The organism is Campylobacter sp. BCW_6873 (assembly GCF_001762365.1).
GTDB lineage: Bacteria > Campylobacterota > Campylobacteria > Campylobacterales > Campylobacteraceae > Campylobacter_D > Campylobacter_D jejuni.
The window spans coordinates 42711-62735 of the sequence record NZ_MJWS01000079.1; the positions used below are offsets into that span (position 1 = coordinate 42711).

Below are 20025 nucleotides of genomic sequence, written 5' to 3' on the forward strand. Positions count from 1 at the left end.
ATTAAGCCTTATTTGCAATATATACTGCCATATCTACTAGACGACTTGAATAGCCCCATTCATTATCATACCAAGCAATTACCTTGATAAAATCATCCATAATCACTTGAGTTAAATCACTTGCTACAATAGCTCCATAAGAACAAGTGATAAAATCGCTTGAAACTCTTTCATCATCATCTACCATTAAAATGCCTTTTAAATTTGTAGTTGCAGCTTTTCTAAAAGCTTCATTGATTTCATCTTTGCTGACTTTACGGCTTAGTTGTGCAGTTAAATCCACGCTTGATACATCAATCACTGGCACACGCATACTTTGTCCATGAAGCTTGCCATTAAGTTCAGGCATAACAAGTTTCATAGCTTTTGCTGCGCCTGTAGAGGTTGGAATGATATTTTGCGCTGCAGCACGAGAACGGCGTTTATCTTTAGCTTTAGCATCAATAATACTTTGTCCATTTGTATAAGCATGTATTGTTGTCATAAGTCCTTTTTCGATGCCAAAATTATCTTGTAAAACACGACAAACAGGACCTAAACAATTTGTTGTACAACTTGCATTAGAAATAATGCTTTCACCCTTGTAAAGTTCTGAATTTACTCCTAAAACATAAGTAGGAGTATCATCTTTTGCAGGAGCACTCATGATCACTTTTTGTACTCCCATATCTATAAATTCTTGACATTTTGCCATAGTTAAATGCGCCCCTGTGCATTCTAAAACAATTTGTGCCCCGTATTTTGCAAAGTCAAGATCTTTTACATTGCGACTTTTAAATACTTTGATTTTTTTACCATTTACCACTAAATCATCGCCTTCACTATTAACACTGCCTTTAAATTCACCATGTACTGTATCGTATTTAAAAAGGTATTTTGTAAGTTCAATATCCGTAGTATCATTTATCGCCACAAGCTCAATATCATTTCTTTCTAAGATGATTCTTGCAACACATCTGCCTATGCGTCCAAAACCATTTATAGCAACTTTTACAGCCATTTAATTTCCTTTTGCAAAATATAATGTTAATATTCTACAAAAAAAAGGTTAAAATTTTAATGAAGATAGCACTTTTTGGTGGCAGTTTTGATCCGCCGCATAATGGTCATAATAGCGTTGTTTTAGAGGCTTTGGAAAAATTAGATATTGATAAGCTTATTATTATGCCTACTTATATCAATCCTTTTAAACAAAGTTTTAGCGCTGATGAAAAGCAAAGATTCTTATGGGTTAAAAAACTTTGGGGGCATTTGCCAAAAGTTGAAATTTGTGATTTTGAAACCAAGCAAAAACGCCCTGTTCCTAGTATAGAAAGCGTTAAGTATCTTTATAAGCTTTATAATCCTAGTAAATTTTATCTTTTAATCGGAGCAGATCATTTAGAAAAACTTCATCTTTGGCATGATTTTGAAAAACTTAATTCTTTAGTAGAATTTGTTATTGCCAATCGCAATGATATAGAAATTCCTAAGAATTTCAAAGATTTAAAAACCGATAAAAAAATCGCTTCTTCTTTCATACGCAATACTTTAAATACAAATGAAGTTTGTGAAGAAATTAAAGATGAAGTAAAAAAATATTATGAAAAATTACAAAAAAATTGATACAATTTCAAAAATTAAAGGAAAAGAATGCAAGAAAGAATAGATTTAATCGTTAAAATTTTAGATGAAAAAAAAGCTGAAGATATCAAAACCATTGACATGAGTGAGCAAGAATACTTTGTAAAATATGTCATTATCGCAGCTACTTTAGGAGAAAGACACGCTCTATCTTTGATCGATGAGCTTAAAACACAACTTAAAACCAAAGGTGAGGAATTTTTAAACATAGATAGTAGTGAAGAATGGAGCGTGATTGATCTTGGCGATATTTTAATCCATCTTTTAACACCAGAACACAGAGGAATTTATAATATAGAAGAATTATTAGAAAATCTTAAAAAAGGTAGGGTTTAAAAAGGCTAAATTTAATTAGCCTTTTAATTTTTAGAGATTATCAATATATTCTTTAATTTCTTTTTTGATTTTCTCTTTTTGTTCTTTTAAAGCTTCTTTTTTAGCTTTATACTCAGCCTTACTCATATAATCTTTTTGTTCTTTTAAAGCATCAAGTTCTTTTTCGATTTTTTCCACTTCTTGTTCTTTAAGTTTTTTAGCTTCTAACTTTTTATCATAAAACATAGGATCTTTAGCACAATCATTTTGTACTTGTTTTAAAGCAAGCTCCAAGCTTAAAGTTCTAGCTGTATCATTATGCGCTTTAGAAAAACTGATTTCTTTATTGATACGATCGATTTTTCTATCACATTCACTTACACCAAAAGCAAAGGCACATAACGAAAGTAAAACAAGTATTTTTTTCATTTTTAATTCCTTTTTAAAATAAATTTAAATCGCGAAATATTATCTCATCAATTCTTAAGCCTAGCTTTTATCTCATTAAACAAACTGAATACCATACTTTCAAGCTCTTTTGCTCTTTCTAAAGAAGTTGCTTCAAAACGTGTGATAAGATAAGGGCTGGTATTAGATGCACGAAGCAAAGCCCATCCATCGCCAAAATCTATCCTAGCTCCATCAATTTCACAAAGACTTTTAACACCTTTTAAAGCTCCTTTTTCGATCTCTTTTTGAAATTCTTCCACAAGTTTAAATTTTTCTTCTTCATTTACAGGAATTTTAATTTCAGGCGTAGTATAAAGTTTTGGTAAAGCTTTGATCATACTTTCTAAATCAAAACCTTTATAAACAAGTTCTAAGGCTCTTAAAAATGCGTAAATTCCATCATCATAACCAAAATATCTATGTTTAAAGAAAATATGTCCACTCACTTCAGCAGCTAAATCAATATCTTTTTCTTTCATCATTTTTTTAATATTAGAATGCCCTGTTTTTCCCATAAAAATAGTTCCAAATTTAGCCACTTCATCAAAAAGATTTTTAGAACATTTTACCTCACCTAAAATGCGTGGATTAGGAATATTTTTAGCAAACAAATAACAAAGCTCATCCCCGCAAAATACATGAGTTTTACTCAAAGCAACCATTCTATCAGCATCCCCATCAAAAGCAAAAGCTAAAGAATAATCTTGATTTTGATTTAAAAACTCTCTAATCGCACTTAAGTTTTCTTCTTCTGTAGGATCTGGAGCGTGGTTTGGAAACTGTCCATCAGGCTCTGCAAACATTACATGAGCTTTTAAATTTAAAGCCTTGATTAAAGGCTCTATCACCACTCCAGCCGCACCATTTGTGCAATCAACACCAAATTTATAATTAAAATCCTTTAAAAAACTAAATTGCTCGCACATAAATTTCACATAAAGGCTTAAAATATCGTATTTTTCTACTTCTAAATTTTCTTCAATCTCATCATCTAAATGCTTATAAACTTCTTTTGAAAACTCTTTTAATTCTACACCAAAAAAACTTTCTTTATTGATAGTGATTTTAAAACCATTATAATCTTTTGGGTTATGAGAGCCTGTTATCATAACATTTGCATCAAATTTCAAGCCCTCATAAAGACTAAAATATCCCAATGGAGTTGGCACAAGCCCTATATCATAGATTTTTATCCCTGCTTTGTTAAGTCCACTCACAAGATAATTAAAAAGTTCATTTGCACTATATCTTGCATCATAGCCCACACTTACATTTTTACAGCCTTTATTTAGCATGGTTTGTCCCAAGCAAAAACCTATAGCCTTAACACTTTTTTCATTTAGTTCTTTGCTATAAAGCCCTCTTATATCATATTCTCTAAAAATCACATCTAACATTTTTTTCCTTTAAATTCATCTCTTCTTTAACCTAAATTTATCGTTTTTCTAAAGCAAATTTGGATAGAAAAGAAATTTTTGCTACAATTTTACATTAATTTCACTAAATGAAGGAAAATTTATGGATGAAGAATTAGAAAACGAAGAAACGAAAAAGAAAAAAGGCGGTTCACTTGTAATTATTATTGTTATTTTACTTTTTGTTTTACTTCTTAGTATTATGGGAGTGATTGCTTGGCTTATTTCAAGCAGTTCAAGTGATGAAAGTGAAGTCAAAGAAGCTCCAAAAGAAGAGACAAAAGCTGATAAACCTAAAGTTTCAGCTCCTACTCAGCGAGGTAGTGATTTTGCTAATATAGGTCCTATGTACCCACTTGATCCTTTTACCCTAAATTTACTTAGCGATAGCGGCTCAAGATATGTAAAATGCACTATAGAACTAGAACAAAATAGCGAACTTTTAAAACCTGAACTTGATAAAAAAGTCCCGGTGATTCGTGATATTATTATTCGTACATTAACAGCTAAAACTTTTGAAGAAGTAAGTACACAAAAAGGCAAAGAACGTTTAAAAGATGAGCTAGTTGGAAAAATCAATGAAATTTTAACCGATGGCTTTATTAAAAATGTTTATTTTACGGATTTTGTAGTTTCTTAAATGCGTGTAGGCTGTGATATCATCGCCATTTCTAGGATAGAAAAAATTCATTCTAGACATGGCAAAAATTTTTTGGATAAATTTCTAAGCCCAAAAGAACAAATACTCATTAAAAATCCAGCAACTCTAGCAGGTCTTTGGGCTGCTAAAGAAGCTGCTAGCAAGGCTTTGGGTGTTGGAATTTGTGAATTATGCAGTTTTTTTGATATTGAAATATCAAAAGATGAAAAAAACGCGCCTAAATTAAAATATTCTCAAAAAATTACAAAAAATTTTAATATCACTCAAACTTCCCTAAGCATTTCTCATGATAATGGTTTTGCTATAGCCATAGTGGCTATAGTTTGATTATTTTCCTATAGTTTGCTTGTCTAAATTTCTTGAAAGTATGAAATCTACCACAGGTTGTTCTCTTTTATTTGCTCTTTTACAATGATCTTTTTGAAAAAAATCTGTGATTTTTATAACAATCCTTGCCCATTTTTTACGATTTCTTTCACGCCACGCATGAGAAGAAACGCTCTCCCAAGCATAGCCATTAAACAAGCTTGCATTTACAAAATGATCTAAGGCTCTAACACCCTGTCTTGCTCGTGCGGTATTAAAAAAAGTTCCTATAATCACGATAAAAAGATATCCTAAAACTGCTAAAGGTACTATTGCACAAAGCAGAATAGTCCCTGCTAATTTTTCTTTTAAGCTTCCTTTTAAAGTGCGTTTTACACGACGACGAAAATTGGCACGAATTTTAGTTCTAACTCTTTTCATAACTCTCTTTTGCTAAATTTTATCCTCATACCATTAGCCGAACGCACTGTTAAACGCCCTACTACATCAGGTACAAAACCTTCTTCAAGTTCTAGTTTGTAAGTTTTTAAAATATTAGCCAAAATCAAAATCGCTTCTTGCATAGCAAAACCTTGTCCTATGCAAATTCTTTCCCCTACACCAAAAGGCAAATAAGCATCTTTTTTGTATTCTCCTTCAAAACGAGAAGGATTAAATCCATGTGGATTTGTCCAAAATTCTTCATGTCTGTGTATCAGCCAAGGAGCAATCACCACCCCAGAACCTTTTTTAATAAGCTTATCTCTAACTTGGGTATCTTTTTTTGCCTCTCTTGCAAAAAATCCAACAGGAGGATAAAGTCTTAAAGATTCTTTAAAAATATTTGTTAAGTATTTAAACTGTCTTAGATGCGAAATTTCAATGGCTCCACCCTGTAAAACCTGAGTAATCTCCTCATAAGCTTTTTCTTGCTCCTTAGGATAAAGACTAAGCAAATAAAGCGTCCATGTCAAAGAACTTGCTGTGGTTTCATGTCCTGCTAAAAAAAGCATAGCCACTTGATCTAAAATTTCCTCAAAAGAAAAACGCTTATTTGTATCTGCATCCACTACTAAAAGCAAAGATCCTAAAATATCTTCAAATTCTGCATTATCTGCCATATCATATCTTGGTTTTATGATGTCACTTAAAACCTGTCTGATCACATCTCCGGCCTTAGCACGCTTACGATCTCCTAAAACATAAGAAAGCCATTTTGGAAAACGAAACATACGACGCATGGCTGTATGCACGCTTTGCTCTTGAAAAGTCACAAAGGCATTTAAGATTTTTTTACCTTTTTCCTCATCGAGTTTTGAAGACATAATGGTGCGAAAAATCACATCAGCGGTAATAAAAGTCATAGCTTCATCTACTTCGATAACAGCATGATTTGGATACTTGCTAAAACGATCCATCATATCTGCCACAGCTTCACTCATAAGATTAAACACTTTATTGATACGAGTCATTTCAAAACTTGGACGCAAAAGCTCTCTTTGCTTTTTCCAAACTTCACCATTTGTAGTAAAAATGCTCTCCCCTAAAAGCGGACTTAAAAGCTCATGCAAAAATGCACTTTTAGGAAATTCTCTAACCTCATCAACCATCATTCTTTTAACTTCTTTAGTGTCATTTATAACATAAAGATCAAAATTTGGCATCTTCACATAGCCTGTTTGCATTTTATAACTACGCTCATAAAGCCCATCAAGCCAAGATCTACGCTTTAACAAAAAAGTTAAAAGTGTAGAAGCTTTATTTTTATAAGGTTTTGGAAAAAAGGGACATTCACTCATATTTTTACCTTTTCTTCTAAAAATTTAGGCATTATGATGAAAGAAAAAAAATCATAATCACCTTTAACACTAATACTATAAAGATATAAAAAGTGCGCTTTATTTTTATCTCTTTTTATTTTTTTATACTCATGTTTTTCATATAAAGTGTGAAATTTAGTACTTAAAAATGGGGGTGTAAATTTAGCATTTACACCACTCGTGCGGAAAAAATCCACTTGAGGAAAACATGCTCCATCAATAATCGATGTGTAATCATACCATTTTAAATCGAACCTTGAAACAAATTCAAGCTTCTTTCTAAATTCATCTGCTTTTTTTTGATAACTCACTAAAGGTATACATTCTCCTAAAGTAAGAATTTTTAATTTACGAAGTAAAGATAAATCTAAATTTTGTCTCAAAATATACTCCAAAACTTCTATACAAACTATAGTTCCAACACTATGTGCTACCAAAATAAGCTCATAATCTTGTTTGCTTTCGTTTTGTTTTAGCTTATCTACTATAACATTTGCAAAAAGCTTGATTCTTTCTTGCATAATGCCTATTTTTTTATCTTGCCAAGTAGCACAAAAAGCACAAATTCTTGCTATCCAAAATACAGCTAATTTCTTACCTAATTTAAATAAAAAATGATTTAGTAAAAACCCTAAAAAACATCCTATGATGATGGCTAAAGAAAAATGCATATAATTTTGCAAAAAAGCAAAACTTCCAAAAGCTAAAACCAAAGAAAATAGTAAAGAAAATAACACATAAAAAAAAGGATAATAACCTGTGATAAGTTGATAAATCGACTCTTTGCCAAATTTGATAAAAAGTCCTGTAATGGTATAAATTCTAAAAAAGCTATAACAATCCGCTAAGGCATCTTTATAATTTTCTGACCAATTTTTTTTAACAATATCATTCCATGTTAAAAAATGATACTTAGTTTGTACTCCTTCGCAAGAAATTTGAAAAAAAGGAAATTGCTCTTTTTTTTCAATTTTACTTAAATCAGCTTTAATATTAAAAGCATGGGAATAATCTTTTAGGTTTTTTTTAAATAAATCATAATAAAATCTATAACTTTTAGGATCATATCCTGCTATATAAAATACTTCCCTATCCATACAATATTTCTTTTTTGCTTTTAATTATAACAACTTTGCTTTAAAAACTCTCTTAATCAAAGCTTTTTAGTCTTATTTGTCTAAAAAGAAATTTTTGTAAAAATTGCCGTTGAATTGATTAGTTTGTAAAAGATATTTCTTAAAATTACATACCAAAATAGGATTGGGTTTATAAGCATGAGCTTCACGCCAAAAAAATTGAAGTTTTTTTGGATAAGATAAGCCTTCAAAATCATAAAAAGCATTGCCACAAACCTTAGTCGGACAGCCTTCTAAAATAGCACTAAGACCTACTGTTGAATTTATAGTAATACAACCTAAAGCCTTTCTTAAAAGAACTGGCAAGTGGGTATCATGAACATATAAAACCCTTCCTTCTACATGATATTTTTGAGTTAAATCATTTATGAGTTTAGAATAATTCTTATAACCCCTATCCATGGGATGGTGTTTAAAAACTAGATAAGATTTAGCTCTTGCATGGTTTGCAAAAGAAAGTATGGTTTCTTCTATAAAGTGCTCTATGCTTTTTTTGTAATGATATTTAATTTGCGTATCGCTATAAACTTGTAAAATCGCCAAAAAGTACTTTTTTTCTAAATTATAAATCTTTTCATTTAGTTTTTTTTCTGTAATCTTATAAAGATATTTTCTATATAAAGATCTAAACCAAAATAAAAATTCAAAAGGATATAAAGTACGATGATGAAGTTTGTTGTTAAAAAATGGAGCTAAAATAAAAGCAAACAACCAATACAAAAAAGCATCAAAAGCCATAAATTTAAATCCACCTGGAATTTCTTTTATGCTTTCTTTGGTAAAAATATTTTGAGAAAGATAAAAATTTTTATCACGCGGCAAAGAAGAATTTGCATTCACCCCATCTTTTTCCAAAGTAATACAATAAGGTCTTAAATACCCTTCTTCAAAAATCCATACTTCAATTCCTAATTCTTTAGCCACTTTAATAGCCTTAGCATGGATAATACGACAATCATTATACATTAAAATAGCATCGATTTTTTTACTTTGAAAAAAATCCCTATAGAAATTTTCAAGATCTTTTTCATCACACTTACACCTTGTTCCACTAGGATAGAAAAAAAAATCTCCACCATTAAAATTGAGTTTAAAAACTTTGGTTTGGTTTTTTTTCATTTTCATTGCAAGATGATGAAAAAAATTTCCCACAGGCCCTTGCAAGAGTAAAACATTTTTACCGCTAAATTCTTTTTTAATTTTAGTGCTAAATCTCATTTCTTTGCTAAAAATTCATAAAATCTTCTTATTTTTCTAAGCATAAAAGTTTTAAAATCTATTGCCAATTTTATATGTTTTTTTGAAAAATAATCTTTTTGTAAATTTAGCATTATATCTAAACAAACTTCAATTTCACATAAAGTTTTTGTTTTAGGATTTATATATCTTGGATATATGATCAAAGCACCTGCTACAAGCTCTTCTAGGCTTAGTTTTCTTGTTCTTCTTTCGCATCTATATTTATCTTTTGTTAAACCCCAGCCCGCATAAAAAGGCATGCCATAAGTAAAAACTTTTTTAGCTCTTAAAAGAGCATCAAAACCACTTGTAGAAGTAATAGTGTGAATTTCATCGGCAATTTTTATAGCACTATCAATACTGCAATCTTTTACAATCTCATCACAAAATTCCAAGATGAGTGTTTCATCTTTTAAACCCACACGGTTGCCACTTAACACATCAGGATGAGGCTTAAAGATGATATAAGCATCTTGATTTTTAGTACGCACCTCCTTAAGTAAATCAAGAGTAGATAAGCCAAAACCCCCTAAAATCATCGAAGCATCATCTTCAACTTGAGCGGGGATTAAAATAACCTTTTGTCCTATTTTGGCATTGATCTTTAAATTTTCATGCTTTAAACCATTATATTTTGAAAAGCGGTTTTGAAGTAAGATTTTTATAATATTTTTTGCCCTATTTAGCATATTTTTATCAAAAATTTCATTTTGCAAAAGCTCTTCTAATTTGCTTGGCTTATTTGGATCTATGTAAAGTCCTTTATCATCAACGATTAAAGAAAAAGGGCGCGTAAGATCAGAACCTAGTGAAATTGAGCGGATAAAACCATCTTCCACTAAAGAAACTTTAGGGGTAAAACTAGTTAAATTTTGCTCTTTTGCCTTTACTAAAAGCAAATTTTTAAGAGTATTTTCATCATATTTTTTACCCCAAATAAAGAATTTATCATCTTCTTTAAGCTTGTATCTAGCTAAAGATTTAATAGAATTTAAAAAAATAATTTCATTATTTTTAGCCTTAAAAAAAGGCTTGATAAAATACCTTTTCCATAAGGTAAAGCCTAGCATAAAAAGTCTATTAGAATTTGCCTTTTCTATATCTTTATATTTTGCTAAAGTTTGAATAGTATCAAAAATATTACTTTTTTGATTTAAATAAGGATTAAAATACTCGCTATAAAGTATATAAGCAGCATAGAAAACTTCTTCTAAACTTCTTTTTTGCATCCTTCTTTTACACTCTAATTTATCTTTTGTTAGACCCCAACCTGCATAAAATGGCATGCCATAACAAACACACTCGCATTCTTGTATCAAAGCTTCAAAACCCATACCAGAAGTTTTAGTATAAACCTTATCAAAAAACTCAAGCAAGGCTATGGGATTAAAATTTTCACTGATTAAAATACATTCTTTAGGTAAGGAATTTATATCTAAATCACTTTGTTTTTTACCACTTAAAACATCAGGATGGATTTTTATATAAATTTTAGAATCAGGATTTTCTTTTATGGCATCTTTTATCATATCGACAGTTTTAAAATCTTTAGCAAGCCCAAATTCAAGAGAGGCATCATTGGCCGTTTGAGCAATAATTAAAACACGTTTTTCATCTTTTTGAAAATAATCATCTGGGATATCAAGATTGTTATTATACTTGCTAATTTTATATTTTTTGATAAGCTCTATAGCTTTTTTAGCTTGCTTGATTTCTTCACCTTTAAATTCATAAGTATTTAAAAGATTTTCAAGTTTTGAAGGCATTGTTGCATCATAATAAATGCCTATATCATCTTTAACCATAGAAAAACTTGGGCTATTTTCAACCCCTAAGTTTAATGAGCGGATAAATCCATCTTCTAAAAGTATGAATTTAGTATTATATTTTTTAGCTAAATTCATAGCTTTTAAACCTGATTTTTTACGTCCCCAGCCAAAGAAAAGATCATCTTTGTTGATTTTTAAATTTTTCTTATATAAAAAAATGGTATAAAAATTTTTAACATTAGTGATAAGTTTTTTTGATGTTGAGTAATACTTCATAAATATTTCTTTTAAAAATATTTTTAAAAGAATTATAACAAATTTTTTATATCAAAAATTCAATTCTATAATTTTTATCAAAATTCAGAAAAAATATTTATATTTTTATTTTTTTGATATCTCAACCAATAACCCGCCATCATCGAAGAAATTAAAACAGTTAAAATAAGTGTTGTAAAAAAACTTACATTAATAATCTGATAATAATAGGCAACACTCGCTAAAACTATTCCTGGACCACCTCTAGCATTCATAGTAATTGCAAAATTAATTCTTGAAATATTAGAAATTTTAACAAAATTTAATCCTATATAACAACCTAAAAATTTCAATAAACACGCAAGAATTAGGAAGAATATAAACATACTAAAAGAAAATTCATGTATAATATTTAATTGAATACCGATTAAAGCAAAATAAATAGGAATAAAAAATGAAAAAGCCATATCTGAAATACCGTTAACTTTTTCTCTTAATTCTTGATGATTATTTAAAATATTTTTTATTAAAAAACCTACAAGAAATGAAGTATACATAGGGTTGATATGAATCATATTTAAAAAAGCTATAGATAAAAATAACACAACAAAGCTTAAAGTAAAAAAATCAATTGTACTCATGCGAAAAGAAATTTTTTCAAAGAAATGAGAAATTACCTTCACAGCTATAAATAAAAATAAAGTAAGAAAAGCGGTTTTAAGATTGCTCATTAAAGTTAAATCTTGATTTGTTGCGGCATTAATAGTAATATTTAGTAAAATCCATAAAAACAAATCTTGTATTGTTGAAGTGGTTAAAACTATGCTTGCAAATCTTGTTTTAATCACTCCTATATCAAAAAATATTTTTGATATCACAGGTATAGAAGTTACAGCAATGGCTATTAAAAAAACCAAATCAAAAGATAAATCATTCCCCTTTATTCCAATAAAACTTTCTTTAAAATAATCAATAAAAAAATATCCCACACCAGCAGATAAAAAAGTACCACCTAAAAATAAAGTAGAAATAATCTTAATATTTTGTTTTTCAAAACTAATTTGCGTATTAAACCCTGCAATAAACATTAAAAATATCAAACCTAATTGATAAAAAATATTTAATATCTTGCCTTGCTCGTTAAATCCATTAAAGATATCTGTAAGTAAATCAGGAGCAAAAATATACAAACCACTTGCCCCCAAAACAAAACCACCAAAAATTTCACCAATTACTTTTGGGGCTTTAAATAAAGTAAATAATTTTCCAAAAACAAAAGAAGAAAATAATAAAACTCCTAAAGATAAAAATATAATACTAATATTCTCAGGACTTAAAGATTCAAATTTCATATTGCTTTCTTAAAGAATGATTTTTTCATTATTGATTTCATCTTGTATTAAATTTAAAATCTTAACACATTCTTCTACATAGTGTCCTACAGCTGTTTCTTCAGAAAGTTGCACACCAAAAACTCCACTTTTTGCGATATTATATAAATCATCAATTTCTGCAATAGTAGGAATGGGTTTTTCTTCCATATTTTTTAAAATTTGTGTAGCTAAAAATACTTTAATTGCATTATGATGTGCCATTTCTACAATATAATTTTGAAAACGTGGAATTTTTTCTATACCAATTTCTGTGGATAAATCTCCTCTATCAATTAAAATATATTCTACTTCTTGCAAAATACTGTATAAATTATTCACTGCTTCTAAAGTTTCAATTTTAGAAATAATCTTAGTATTTGAATGAAGCACTTGTTTTAATTCTTGTATATCACTTGCTTTTCTTACAAAAGAAGCTCCTACATAAGCTATATCAAACTCATTGCAAAGCTTTATAAGTTCCTTGTCTTTTTCAAATAAAAAAGGAATATTATCATGCAAATTTCTTACATGCATACCCTTATTATTTAAAAGCAATCCTGTGCTTTTAGATGTAAATATAATTTCTTTATCGTTAACTTCTTTTACAATAAATAAAAACACACTATCATTTGCATAAACCTCCATACCTGGTTTAACAAGCTTATAAAATTCTTTATAGTTAAATTGATCAATTTTTAAAGAAAAATCCTTATCTTTTTCTACTTGAATAGCCTCGCTAATGCCTGAAGTTCTAATTTTATTTCCTGGTAAATCAATCAAAATATCAATATCAGTTTTTTGTTTTCTTAAATTAATAATAGTATTTTTAATACTCTCTATATCTCCATGTGCCCCATTGATTCTATAAATAAATTTATCTTGATGAATTTGATTAAGATTTATCTTTCCACCTAAACTAGGGCCTGTTGTTAAAATAAGCTTCTTCATTGTCAATCCTTTAATTGATAAAAATATTTCCTCTACCTAAAGCAAGTATACTAGCAGAAATTTCTGAACGCATCATAAGTTCGCTAGGAATTTTACCCTCACTTAAATCCTTTCTAATTTGCGTACCACTAATTGCAATTCTATGTTCTTTATAATGTGCACAATTTTTTTCACTCACAATTTTTTGACATTTAGAACAATAATAAGGTTCTTTTAAAAGTAAAAAATCTATACCTAAATCATAACGCATTGATAGATCTTTAGCTAACTTTTGTGCCTCGTAAATTCCGTAATAATCTCCCACTCCTGCATGATCCCTGCCAATGATAAAATGGGTACAACCCATATTTCTTCTAAGTAAAGCATGAAAAATAGCTTCTTTAGGACCTGCATAACGCATAGCAGTTTGTAAACCTTGAATATAAACTCTATCTTTAGGATAAAACTCATCAAACATAGTTTTATAAGCACTCATCACTGCTGCTTCGGTAAAATCCCCTTGCTTTTTCCAGCCTGTTAGAGGATTAATAAACAAAGCATCGCAAATTTCAAGCGCAATTCTTTGCAAATGTTCATGAGCTCTGTGGATAGGATTTCTTGTTTGAAAACCCACTATGGTCTTAATATCAGCATTAAAAACATCTTTTAAGATATTTTTATATAAAGAATCTTTATAAAATTCTTCTTTAAGTTCTATCTTTCCACCAACACGCAAAGAAGAGCGTTTTTTTTCTTTAATAATACCAGGATGTTTTTCATCTTTAGTTTGAAAAATTTCATAAAGATCCTGATCTTGAACGCAAAATTTATCTTCGATTTGAATATTTCCTATAAATTTGTCTTGATAATATAAATCTTGCTTTTGTCCTACATAAATATCTTTAAAATCATCCACTTCCAAAGTAATAGGCAAGGTCCATATTTCACCATTTAAAAGTTGCATTTCATAAATTACTTTTTTATATTCTTCATAATTCATAAAACCTTCCAAAGGATAGAACACACTGCTAGCAAAATATTTTAAATCTAGGAAATTTTCATGAGTAACTTGTAACATTTATTCGCGCTTTGAATTATCTAAATTTTGAGAAAGTGCTGTTAAAATAAGGCAAACCTTATCATCAAGCGCTGTCATTTGGGTATTATCAATCACTAAATCAGCCTTTGGTTCATCATACGGAATGTCTACACCCACGACATTTGAAATTTCACCCTTTAAAGCTTGGGTATATAAATTCTTTTTATCGCGTCTTTTCAACTCTTCAAATTCACATTTTATATAAATTTCAAAATAATTTTTTAAATATTTGCGGTTATACTCATAAATTTCATTCCACATAGAAATCGCACTTACGATAACTATCATTCCTTGATTACTTAAAAAACGAGCAAAATCGGATCGTTTAAAGGATACATCCATACGACCTTTTTTATCATAAGTAAAAAATCCCAAAAGCTCTCTTAACTCATCTCCATCAAGATAAATAACATTGTCATATTTCTCTTTTAATTTTCTATACAATGCTTGCGCTATATAACTTTTACCACTTCCTGCTAAACCTGTAAGCCAAATAGTTAAATTATGTTTCATTACACATCTGCTCAAATTTTTGATAATATTTCCATTGTTTTAAATGCTTTGGATAATTTATTTTTATAAAATTTAATTCTTCATCTAAAATATCTTTTAATTTTAATCGCAAATCTTTTCTCATTTGTAAATATTGCAAAATTTCTTCTTCTGTAATAAGATTGTTTTTAATCTTTATCTCATTCTCTTCAAACGCATCCATATAACCGTTTAAATATTTTTTGCTATCTATAAAACATTTTTGATTATTCTTTAAAATATTATATTCTTTTTGTTTTATTAACAAAATAATATTATCAAACATTAACTTTCTTTCTTTAAAAATTTCAGAAGTAATGTCAATATAGTCTTCATCTGTCATCTTAGGCTCTAAAGAATTAAAATACATAAGATTTTTTGTAGTAATTACTATATTAATACAAATTTCACCTATAACAATAGAATATACAACTGGAAGCACAACCAAGTCACCTTGATGGCGATTAATTCTTTTAGAAAAAAAAGAATAATCGCATTTTACATTAAAAAATTTATCAGCTATAAAATCAAATGTTTTTCGAGCATTTAAACCAGAGATTTCATTAAGTTCAAAACACAATACATCTTTTTTTAAAATTTTAATTCTTTGATATGATTTAAAGTAAAGTTCATAATTATCTAAAACTTTTATCAAGCTATTCAATTCAGGTTTGCTTGAATTGGAATACCAGTAAAGTATTTCTGGAAAAAGCTCTTTAAAATTTGAATTTAAAGTTATCTGTTTCATCATTGGTTTTATTTTGCTATTTTGGTCACCTATATGATTTATTGCATGCCTGATAATTGATATTGGATCTCTACATATATATAATAAAGGAACATTGCTAGTAAATAAATAATAAATTTTATCATTATTTTCAAACACTCTTGGAGCTATTGCTACATGTGTTTTTTTGCTTAATATATACGTATAATTATCAATATAAACTTTTTTTTCATCTTCCCAACCATTTGCATTAATAGTTGAAATACCTGAATAATTAAAAAATGTATAAATAGCCATTGTTCCACTACATGCAGCCCATAGCCATATTAATTTATAATTTTCAGGCAATGGTAAATTCATTTTCCAAGCTAATTCGCCTGAAATATTATGATAATTTATTTTTTCTGCTTGATCATTAAGTTTTTTAGGGTCAAGTAAAGAAGGATAAGGATGATTTACATCTTGAAATCTTTGCTTAAAATCACTTGATAATAACCATTCTTGTATCATTTCCAAATGATTTAGCGTATAATTAAAATTTTGAAAAATAACTTTTAATGCTGGTATATAATTTTTATGTAAGTCTAAAATAATTTTCAAATTATCCAAATTACACATGAATAAATTTTTATTTTCAGCAAGTATAATATAAATATTTTCTTCAAACTTTTTAGAAAGATCTAAAATTTCTTTTATTATTTTATAATCTTTTTTAGTTTGTTCTATATTTTTAAAAAGAAAAAAATACCCATCTTTAAACTTATTCATATCAGCCTTGATTAAAACTTCTCCCAGCATATAAGATAAATGAAATTTATATCTTAGGGATTCATTATAATCAGGACATGTTTCCAAACTTGGATATTTAAGTTGAGGAAAGATTTGTATGGTTTGTTGATAAATTTGTTGTTCTTTTTTATGTTGTTTTTTAATTTTATAAAGTTTTTTAAATAATGCTATATACCCCCCCCCCATTATGTCTATGTTCTATCACAGTTTGACCTAGTTTATAAGCTAAATGATTTTTTATTCTTTCTATAGCTGAGTTTGGGTTATACATAGGGTTTCTTCTTTAAAAATGGCTTTGGTTGATTGTAAAATTATAATAATCCTCAGGCACACCAATATCTATAAAATAATCATCAAAAATACAAGCTTTAGCTTTTAGTTTTTTATAATTTTCTTGTAAAAACTCTTCAAAAGAAAATTTTTTCTCTAAATCAAATTCATTAAAAATATCTTTAGCTAAAAGATAAATTCCACCATTGATTAAACCCTGATTTTTAAATATTTTTTCTTCAAAAGAAATTACAAGACCTTGCCCATCAACATTTACCGTGCCGTATCTATCAAAATCATTCATTTGTTTTAAAGCGAGGCAAATTCTATTTCCATTTAGCTTTAATTTACTTAAATCTATATCAAAAAAAGTATCGCCGTTTAAAACATAAGCTTCATTTTTTATAAATTTCAAAGCCTCTTTTATAGCTCCACCTGTTCCTAGAGGCTCTTTTTCGATGCTGTATTTTATTTTTATACCTAAAAACTCATCTTTAAAATACTCTTTTATCACTTCATATTTGTATGATACTGCTAAGATAACTTCTTTTATGCCTTGTTTTTTAAGATACTCAAAAATAAATTCTAAAAAAGGTTTATTATTTATCGGTGCCATAGGCTTTGGAATATCCTTTATAACACTTTTAAGTCTTGTTCCTAAGCCACCACAAAGTATTATTGCTTGCAAAAAAAACCTTTACCGAAAAGCTCTTCCTCAACGATAGCACAAATAATATGCCCTATTAAAATATGTGCTTCTTGAATTCTTGGCGTGCAAGTTGAAGGCACTTTTATACAATAATCACAAAGTTCATTCATCGCTCCACCACTAGCTCCACTTAAGCCTATACTTATGATTTCTTTTTGCTTGCAAAGCTCTAAAGCTTTTAAGATATTTTTACTATTTCCGCTTGTAGAAATTCCTATAAAAACATCTCCCTTAACTCCTTGAGCTTGTACTTGTCTAGCAAATAAATTTTCATAACCATAATCATTCCCGATAGCTGTTAAAATACTTGTATCTGTAGTAAGTGCAATACTTGCGATCCCTGGTCTATCAAAATAAAACCTACTTACAAATTCCCCTGCGATGTGCTGTGCATCAGCTGCGCTACCACCATTTCCTGCAAGCAAAGTTTTGTTACCATTTTTATAAGCTTTTATGACTTCTAATGAAGCATTTTTAATAAGAGTTATCAAATTCTCATCTTTTAAAATTTGCTCTTTTACCAAAATCGATTCTCGAAAATGTTCTTTTATATAAGAATTTAAATTCTCCATGATTTAACCCCCTCTTTTGTAAATGAAAAATCTTGTACATAACCTTGTTCTTTGTTTAAAGCTTTGATTAAGTTGTATTTTTTTGTAGGATCTACAAAGAAAAACATAAATCCACCAGCTCCTGCTCCGCTAGTTTTGCCGCTATAAGCTCCATTATCTATAGCAAGTTTATAAATTCTTTCAAGCTCATCATTACTAACAATTTCTGAGATGATTTTTTTTGACTGCCAAGACTTACCTAAAATTTGTGCCAAAGTATCAAAATCGGCTCTAAATAAAGCTTCTTTCATCTTTATAGCATCTTGTTTTATCGCGTGCATGGCCTCTAAAGACTTTTCATCTCCAAGTTTTCCTTTTTTATGCTCTTCTATATCTTTTGCTTCTCTTGTGATATTGGTAAAATAAAGCACGGTTCTAGCTTCAAGCTCACTAGCTATCCAGTTTTTAATACGCAAAGGATTAACAATGACTCTTTTATTATCATAAAATTCCATGAAATTAAAGCCACCAAAAGTTGCAGCGTATTGATCTTGCGCTCCACCTACTATACCTAAATCTTCTCTTTCTATCTCATAAGCAAGTTTAGCGATTTCATATTCTCCTAAAGGTAGATTAAGCCACTCCACAAAAGCTTTTATAATGCCTACAACTAAAGTTGAGCTTCCGCCCAAACCACTACCACTTGGTACATCCGAATAGGTATGCAAAGAAAAACTCAAAGGTTTTTTTGTAAAATCTTTTACAATACGATTATAAATACTTTTAAAAATATCCAATTTTCCATCATTTTCTAAAAATTCTTTACTTTCATACTCAGAGTAAGAATTTGTATCAGGAGAATCAAAAATGATTTTTCCATCTTCTCTTTCGATCAAAGTACAATGTATGTATAAAGATATAGTCGCATTTAAAACATAACCTGTATATTTATCACAATATAAATTAATATCAGTTCCCCCACCTGCTAAACCAAGGCGAAGAGGAGTTTGTGTGCGTATAGTTTTCATCTATTCAAAGGAATCCTTCCTTTTTTAATCTCATCTCTCCAATGATTTAATAAATCCTCAAACATTTTTCTAGCTGGAATTTCTGGTTTCCAATTGATAAAACTTTTGATTTTTGTGTTGTCAAACATTTGATAGTCTGCATCAATAGGACGCAATCTTTGCTCATCTTGTTCTACTTTAATATCTTTTCTTGTAGAAAAAGATAAAAGTATATCAATAACCTCAGGGAGTTTAAAAGCTTCTTCTCCTGCTATATTAAAAGCTTCCCCACAAGGAACTTTTCCTTTTTCACTTTCAAGAGAAAGTAGATAATAAGCCCTTATAGCATCACGACAATCTTGAAAAGTTCTTACGCTTGAAAGATTTCCAACCTTGATAACCGGTTCTTGATAACCTGCCTCAATAAGTGCAATTTGCTTTGCCACCGTGCTTTCAAAAAACACATCACTTCGTCTTGGGCCACTATGTGTTCCCATTCTTGTAACAAAAGTGCGAATATTATAAGCTTCGCCATAAAATCTTCCTAAATAATCAGTGCCGATTTTGCTTATACTATAAGGACTTGCTCCATGAAAGGCTGTTTCTTCGTTAAGTTTTATGCCTACTTTTGCTTTACCATAAACTTCACTTGAAGAACAAATATGTACTACCGGATCGTATCCATCTTTTTGTCTTAATAATCTTATATTTTCCAAAATATTTGCTGTTCCTATTATGTTGGTTTGTAAAGTTTCTATAGGTATATCAAAAGAAGTTTTTGGGTAAGACTGTGCGGCCAAATGAAAGATCACATCCGGTCTTTTACTCTCAAAAAGTTTTTGAAGACTTGAATAATCATTCAAATCAGCATAAAAAATGCTGATTCTATCTTTTTTATTGATCCTATCGCTTAAATGATAGATATTGTCTATAGGTTCTTGCCAACGCATCATACCTATAACATCATAGTTAGTATTTTCTAGTAAAAAATCTGCCATTTGTGAGCCAACTTGCCCTGTAAATCCTGTGATTAATGCTGTTTTTTTCATGATT

The 20025-nt window shown here is 29.1% G+C and carries 21 protein-coding genes and 1 pseudogene; 4 read left to right on the forward strand and 18 right to left on the reverse strand.

What is annotated here, in order from left to right:
- Position 1: 1 nt before the first annotated feature.
- Positions 2-1000: a type I glyceraldehyde-3-phosphate dehydrogenase gene (gene gap / locus AJ932_RS07335; RefSeq protein WP_070278625.1), complete on the reverse strand. Its 999-nt coding sequence runs from the start codon at positions 998-1000 to the stop codon at positions 2-4.
- 59 nt (positions 1001-1059) lie between these two features.
- Between gap and nadD the strand changes: the two genes are divergently transcribed.
- Both nadD and rsfS read left to right on the forward strand, forming a co-directional pair.
- Positions 1060-1605 (forward strand): nicotinate (nicotinamide) nucleotide adenylyltransferase, encoded by a 546-nt coding sequence (nadD, locus tag AJ932_RS07340; protein ID WP_002862071.1) that lies wholly within the window; start codon positions 1060-1062, stop codon positions 1603-1605.
- A 27-nt stretch (positions 1606-1632) separates the two neighbouring features.
- Positions 1633-1959, forward strand: coding sequence for a ribosome silencing factor (rsfS, locus tag AJ932_RS07345; RefSeq protein ID WP_052804812.1), 327 nt, complete (start codon positions 1633-1635; stop codon positions 1957-1959).
- Between the two features lie 30 nt (positions 1960-1989).
- On the opposite strand, the gene AJ932_RS07350 is transcribed toward rsfS, so the two are convergent.
- Both AJ932_RS07350 and pgmL read right to left on the reverse strand, forming a co-directional pair.
- Positions 1990-2367, reverse strand: coding sequence for a DUF1090 family protein (locus AJ932_RS07350; protein ID WP_061210734.1), 378 nt, complete (start codon positions 2365-2367; stop codon positions 1990-1992).
- Between the two features lie 47 nt (positions 2368-2414).
- Positions 2415-3804, reverse strand: a pseudogene (gene pgmL / locus AJ932_RS07355) (phosphoglucosamine mutase PgmL).
- A gap of 102 nt (positions 3805-3906) precedes the next feature.
- Between pgmL and fliL the strand changes: the two are divergent.
- Complete coding sequence (fliL, locus tag AJ932_RS07360; protein WP_002877383.1) at positions 3907-4443, forward strand: flagellar basal body-associated protein FliL; 537 nt, start codon at positions 3907-3909, stop codon at positions 4441-4443.
- The gene (acpS, locus tag AJ932_RS07365; RefSeq protein WP_002866684.1) at positions 4444-4791 is read left to right on the forward strand and encodes a holo-ACP synthase; all 348 of its coding nucleotides are present in this window, start codon (positions 4444-4446) and stop codon (positions 4789-4791) included. It abuts the gene before it with no gap.
- Here acpS and AJ932_RS07370 read toward each other — a convergent pair whose 3' ends face one another.
- The 15 genes from AJ932_RS07370 to AJ932_RS07435 form a co-directional block, all read right to left on the reverse strand.
- On the reverse strand, positions 4792-5211 hold the full coding sequence (locus AJ932_RS07370) for a hypothetical protein (protein WP_002862076.1): 420 nt from the start codon (positions 5209-5211) through the stop codon (positions 4792-4794).
- Positions 5208-6569 (reverse strand): cytochrome P450, encoded by a 1362-nt coding sequence (locus AJ932_RS07375; protein ID WP_002936391.1) that lies wholly within the window; start codon positions 6567-6569, stop codon positions 5208-5210. The genes AJ932_RS07370 and AJ932_RS07375 overlap by 4 nt, the downstream gene beginning before the upstream one ends.
- Complete coding sequence (locus AJ932_RS07380) at positions 6566-7687, reverse strand: DUF829 domain-containing protein (RefSeq protein ID WP_070278629.1); 1122 nt, start codon at positions 7685-7687, stop codon at positions 6566-6568. Before AJ932_RS07380 ends, AJ932_RS07375 begins: the two co-directional genes overlap by 4 nt.
- Positions 7688-7759: 72 nt before the next feature.
- Positions 7760-8944 (reverse strand): capsule polysaccharide modification protein KpsS, encoded by a 1185-nt coding sequence (kpsS, locus tag AJ932_RS07385; RefSeq protein ID WP_070278631.1) that lies wholly within the window; start codon positions 8942-8944, stop codon positions 7760-7762.
- Positions 8941-11010 (reverse strand): capsular polysaccharide biosynthesis protein, encoded by a 2070-nt coding sequence (locus AJ932_RS07390; protein ID WP_070278633.1) that lies wholly within the window; start codon positions 11008-11010, stop codon positions 8941-8943. The genes kpsS and AJ932_RS07390 overlap by 4 nt, the downstream gene beginning before the upstream one ends.
- Before the next feature lie 77 nt (positions 11011-11087).
- Positions 11088-12341: a cation:proton antiporter gene (locus AJ932_RS07395; protein ID WP_070278635.1), complete on the reverse strand. Its 1254-nt coding sequence runs from the start codon at positions 12339-12341 to the stop codon at positions 11088-11090.
- 9 nt (positions 12342-12350) lie between these two features.
- Entirely contained in the window at positions 12351-13310 is a 960-nt protein-coding gene (locus AJ932_RS07400; protein WP_032590092.1) for a pyruvate kinase, read from the reverse strand.
- A gap of 10 nt (positions 13311-13320) precedes the next feature.
- A complete protein-coding gene (locus AJ932_RS07405; RefSeq protein ID WP_070278637.1) occupies positions 13321-14367 on the reverse strand; it encodes a sulfate adenylyltransferase in 1047 nt (348 codons plus the stop codon).
- Positions 14368-14901 (reverse strand): adenylyl-sulfate kinase, encoded by a 534-nt coding sequence (locus AJ932_RS07410; RefSeq protein WP_070278639.1) that lies wholly within the window; start codon positions 14899-14901, stop codon positions 14368-14370.
- Entirely contained in the window at positions 14891-16246 is a 1356-nt protein-coding gene (locus AJ932_RS07415) for a DUF2972 domain-containing protein (protein WP_186820401.1), read from the reverse strand. Before AJ932_RS07415 ends, AJ932_RS07410 begins: the two co-directional genes overlap by 11 nt.
- A 346-nt stretch (positions 16247-16592) precedes the next feature.
- On the reverse strand, positions 16593-16706 hold the full coding sequence (locus tag AJ932_RS10365; RefSeq protein WP_126239730.1) for a sugar transferase: 114 nt from the start codon (positions 16704-16706) through the stop codon (positions 16593-16595).
- A gap of 12 nt (positions 16707-16718) precedes the next feature.
- Positions 16719-17393, reverse strand: a complete 675-nt coding sequence (locus AJ932_RS07420; RefSeq protein WP_070278642.1) for a nucleotidyltransferase family protein — start codon at positions 17391-17393, stop codon at positions 16719-16721.
- Positions 17381-17986 (reverse strand): D-sedoheptulose 7-phosphate isomerase, encoded by a 606-nt coding sequence (gene gmhA2, locus AJ932_RS07425; protein ID WP_070278644.1) that lies wholly within the window; start codon positions 17984-17986, stop codon positions 17381-17383. Before gmhA2 ends, AJ932_RS07420 begins: the two co-directional genes overlap by 13 nt.
- Positions 17974-18993, reverse strand: a complete 1020-nt coding sequence (gene hddA / locus AJ932_RS07430; protein WP_063674761.1) for a D-glycero-D-manno-heptose 7-phosphate kinase — start codon at positions 18991-18993, stop codon at positions 17974-17976. Before hddA ends, gmhA2 begins: the two co-directional genes overlap by 13 nt.
- Positions 18990-20021 (reverse strand): GDP-mannose 4,6-dehydratase, encoded by a 1032-nt coding sequence (locus AJ932_RS07435; RefSeq protein WP_070278646.1) that lies wholly within the window; start codon positions 20019-20021, stop codon positions 18990-18992. Before AJ932_RS07435 ends, hddA begins: the two co-directional genes overlap by 4 nt.
- Positions 20022-20025 lie beyond the last annotated feature (4 nt).

Bases quoted from the DNA above. Each gene is read 5' to 3' on its own strand.
- gap (WP_070278625.1), bottom strand. From the start codon at position 1,000: ATGGCTGTAAAAGTTGCTATAAATGGTTTTGGACGCATAGGCAGATGT.
- nadD (WP_002862071.1), top strand. From the start codon at position 1,060: ATGAAGATAGCACTTTTTGGTGGCAGTTTTGATCCGCCGCATAATGGT.
- rsfS (WP_052804812.1), top strand. From the start codon at position 1,633: ATGCAAGAAAGAATAGATTTAATCGTTAAAATTTTAGATGAAAAAAAA.
- AJ932_RS07350 (WP_061210734.1), bottom strand. From the start codon at position 2,367: ATGAAAAAAATACTTGTTTTACTTTCGTTATGTGCCTTTGCTTTTGGT.
- fliL (WP_002877383.1), top strand. From the start codon at position 3,907: ATGGATGAAGAATTAGAAAACGAAGAAACGAAAAAGAAAAAAGGCGGT.
- acpS (WP_002866684.1), top strand. From the start codon at position 4,444: ATGCGTGTAGGCTGTGATATCATCGCCATTTCTAGGATAGAAAAAATT.
- AJ932_RS07370 (WP_002862076.1), bottom strand. From the start codon at position 5,211: ATGAAAAGAGTTAGAACTAAAATTCGTGCCAATTTTCGTCGTCGTGTA.
- AJ932_RS07375 (WP_002936391.1), bottom strand. From the start codon at position 6,569: ATGAGTGAATGTCCCTTTTTTCCAAAACCTTATAAAAATAAAGCTTCT.
- AJ932_RS07380 (WP_070278629.1), bottom strand. From the start codon at position 7,687: ATGGATAGGGAAGTATTTTATATAGCAGGATATGATCCTAAAAGTTAT.
- kpsS (WP_070278631.1), bottom strand. From the start codon at position 8,944: ATGAGATTTAGCACTAAAATTAAAAAAGAATTTAGCGGTAAAAATGTT.
- AJ932_RS07390 (WP_070278633.1), bottom strand. From the start codon at position 11,010: ATGAAGTATTACTCAACATCAAAAAAACTTATCACTAATGTTAAAAAT.
- AJ932_RS07395 (WP_070278635.1), bottom strand. From the start codon at position 12,341: ATGAAATTTGAATCTTTAAGTCCTGAGAATATTAGTATTATATTTTTA.
- AJ932_RS07400 (WP_032590092.1), bottom strand. From the start codon at position 13,310: ATGAAGAAGCTTATTTTAACAACAGGCCCTAGTTTAGGTGGAAAGATA.
- AJ932_RS07405 (WP_070278637.1), bottom strand. From the start codon at position 14,367: ATGTTACAAGTTACTCATGAAAATTTCCTAGATTTAAAATATTTTGCT.
- AJ932_RS07410 (WP_070278639.1), bottom strand. From the start codon at position 14,901: ATGAAACATAATTTAACTATTTGGCTTACAGGTTTAGCAGGAAGTGGT.
- AJ932_RS10365 (WP_126239730.1), bottom strand. From the start codon at position 16,706: ATGTATAACCCAAACTCAGCTATAGAAAGAATAAAAAATCATTTAGCT.
- gmhA2 (WP_070278644.1), bottom strand. From the start codon at position 17,986: ATGGAGAATTTAAATTCTTATATAAAAGAACATTTTCGAGAATCGATT.
- hddA (WP_063674761.1), bottom strand. From the start codon at position 18,993: ATGAAAACTATACGCACACAAACTCCTCTTCGCCTTGGTTTAGCAGGT.
- AJ932_RS07435 (WP_070278646.1), bottom strand. From the start codon at position 20,021: ATGAAAAAAACAGCATTAATCACAGGATTTACAGGGCAAGTTGGCTCA.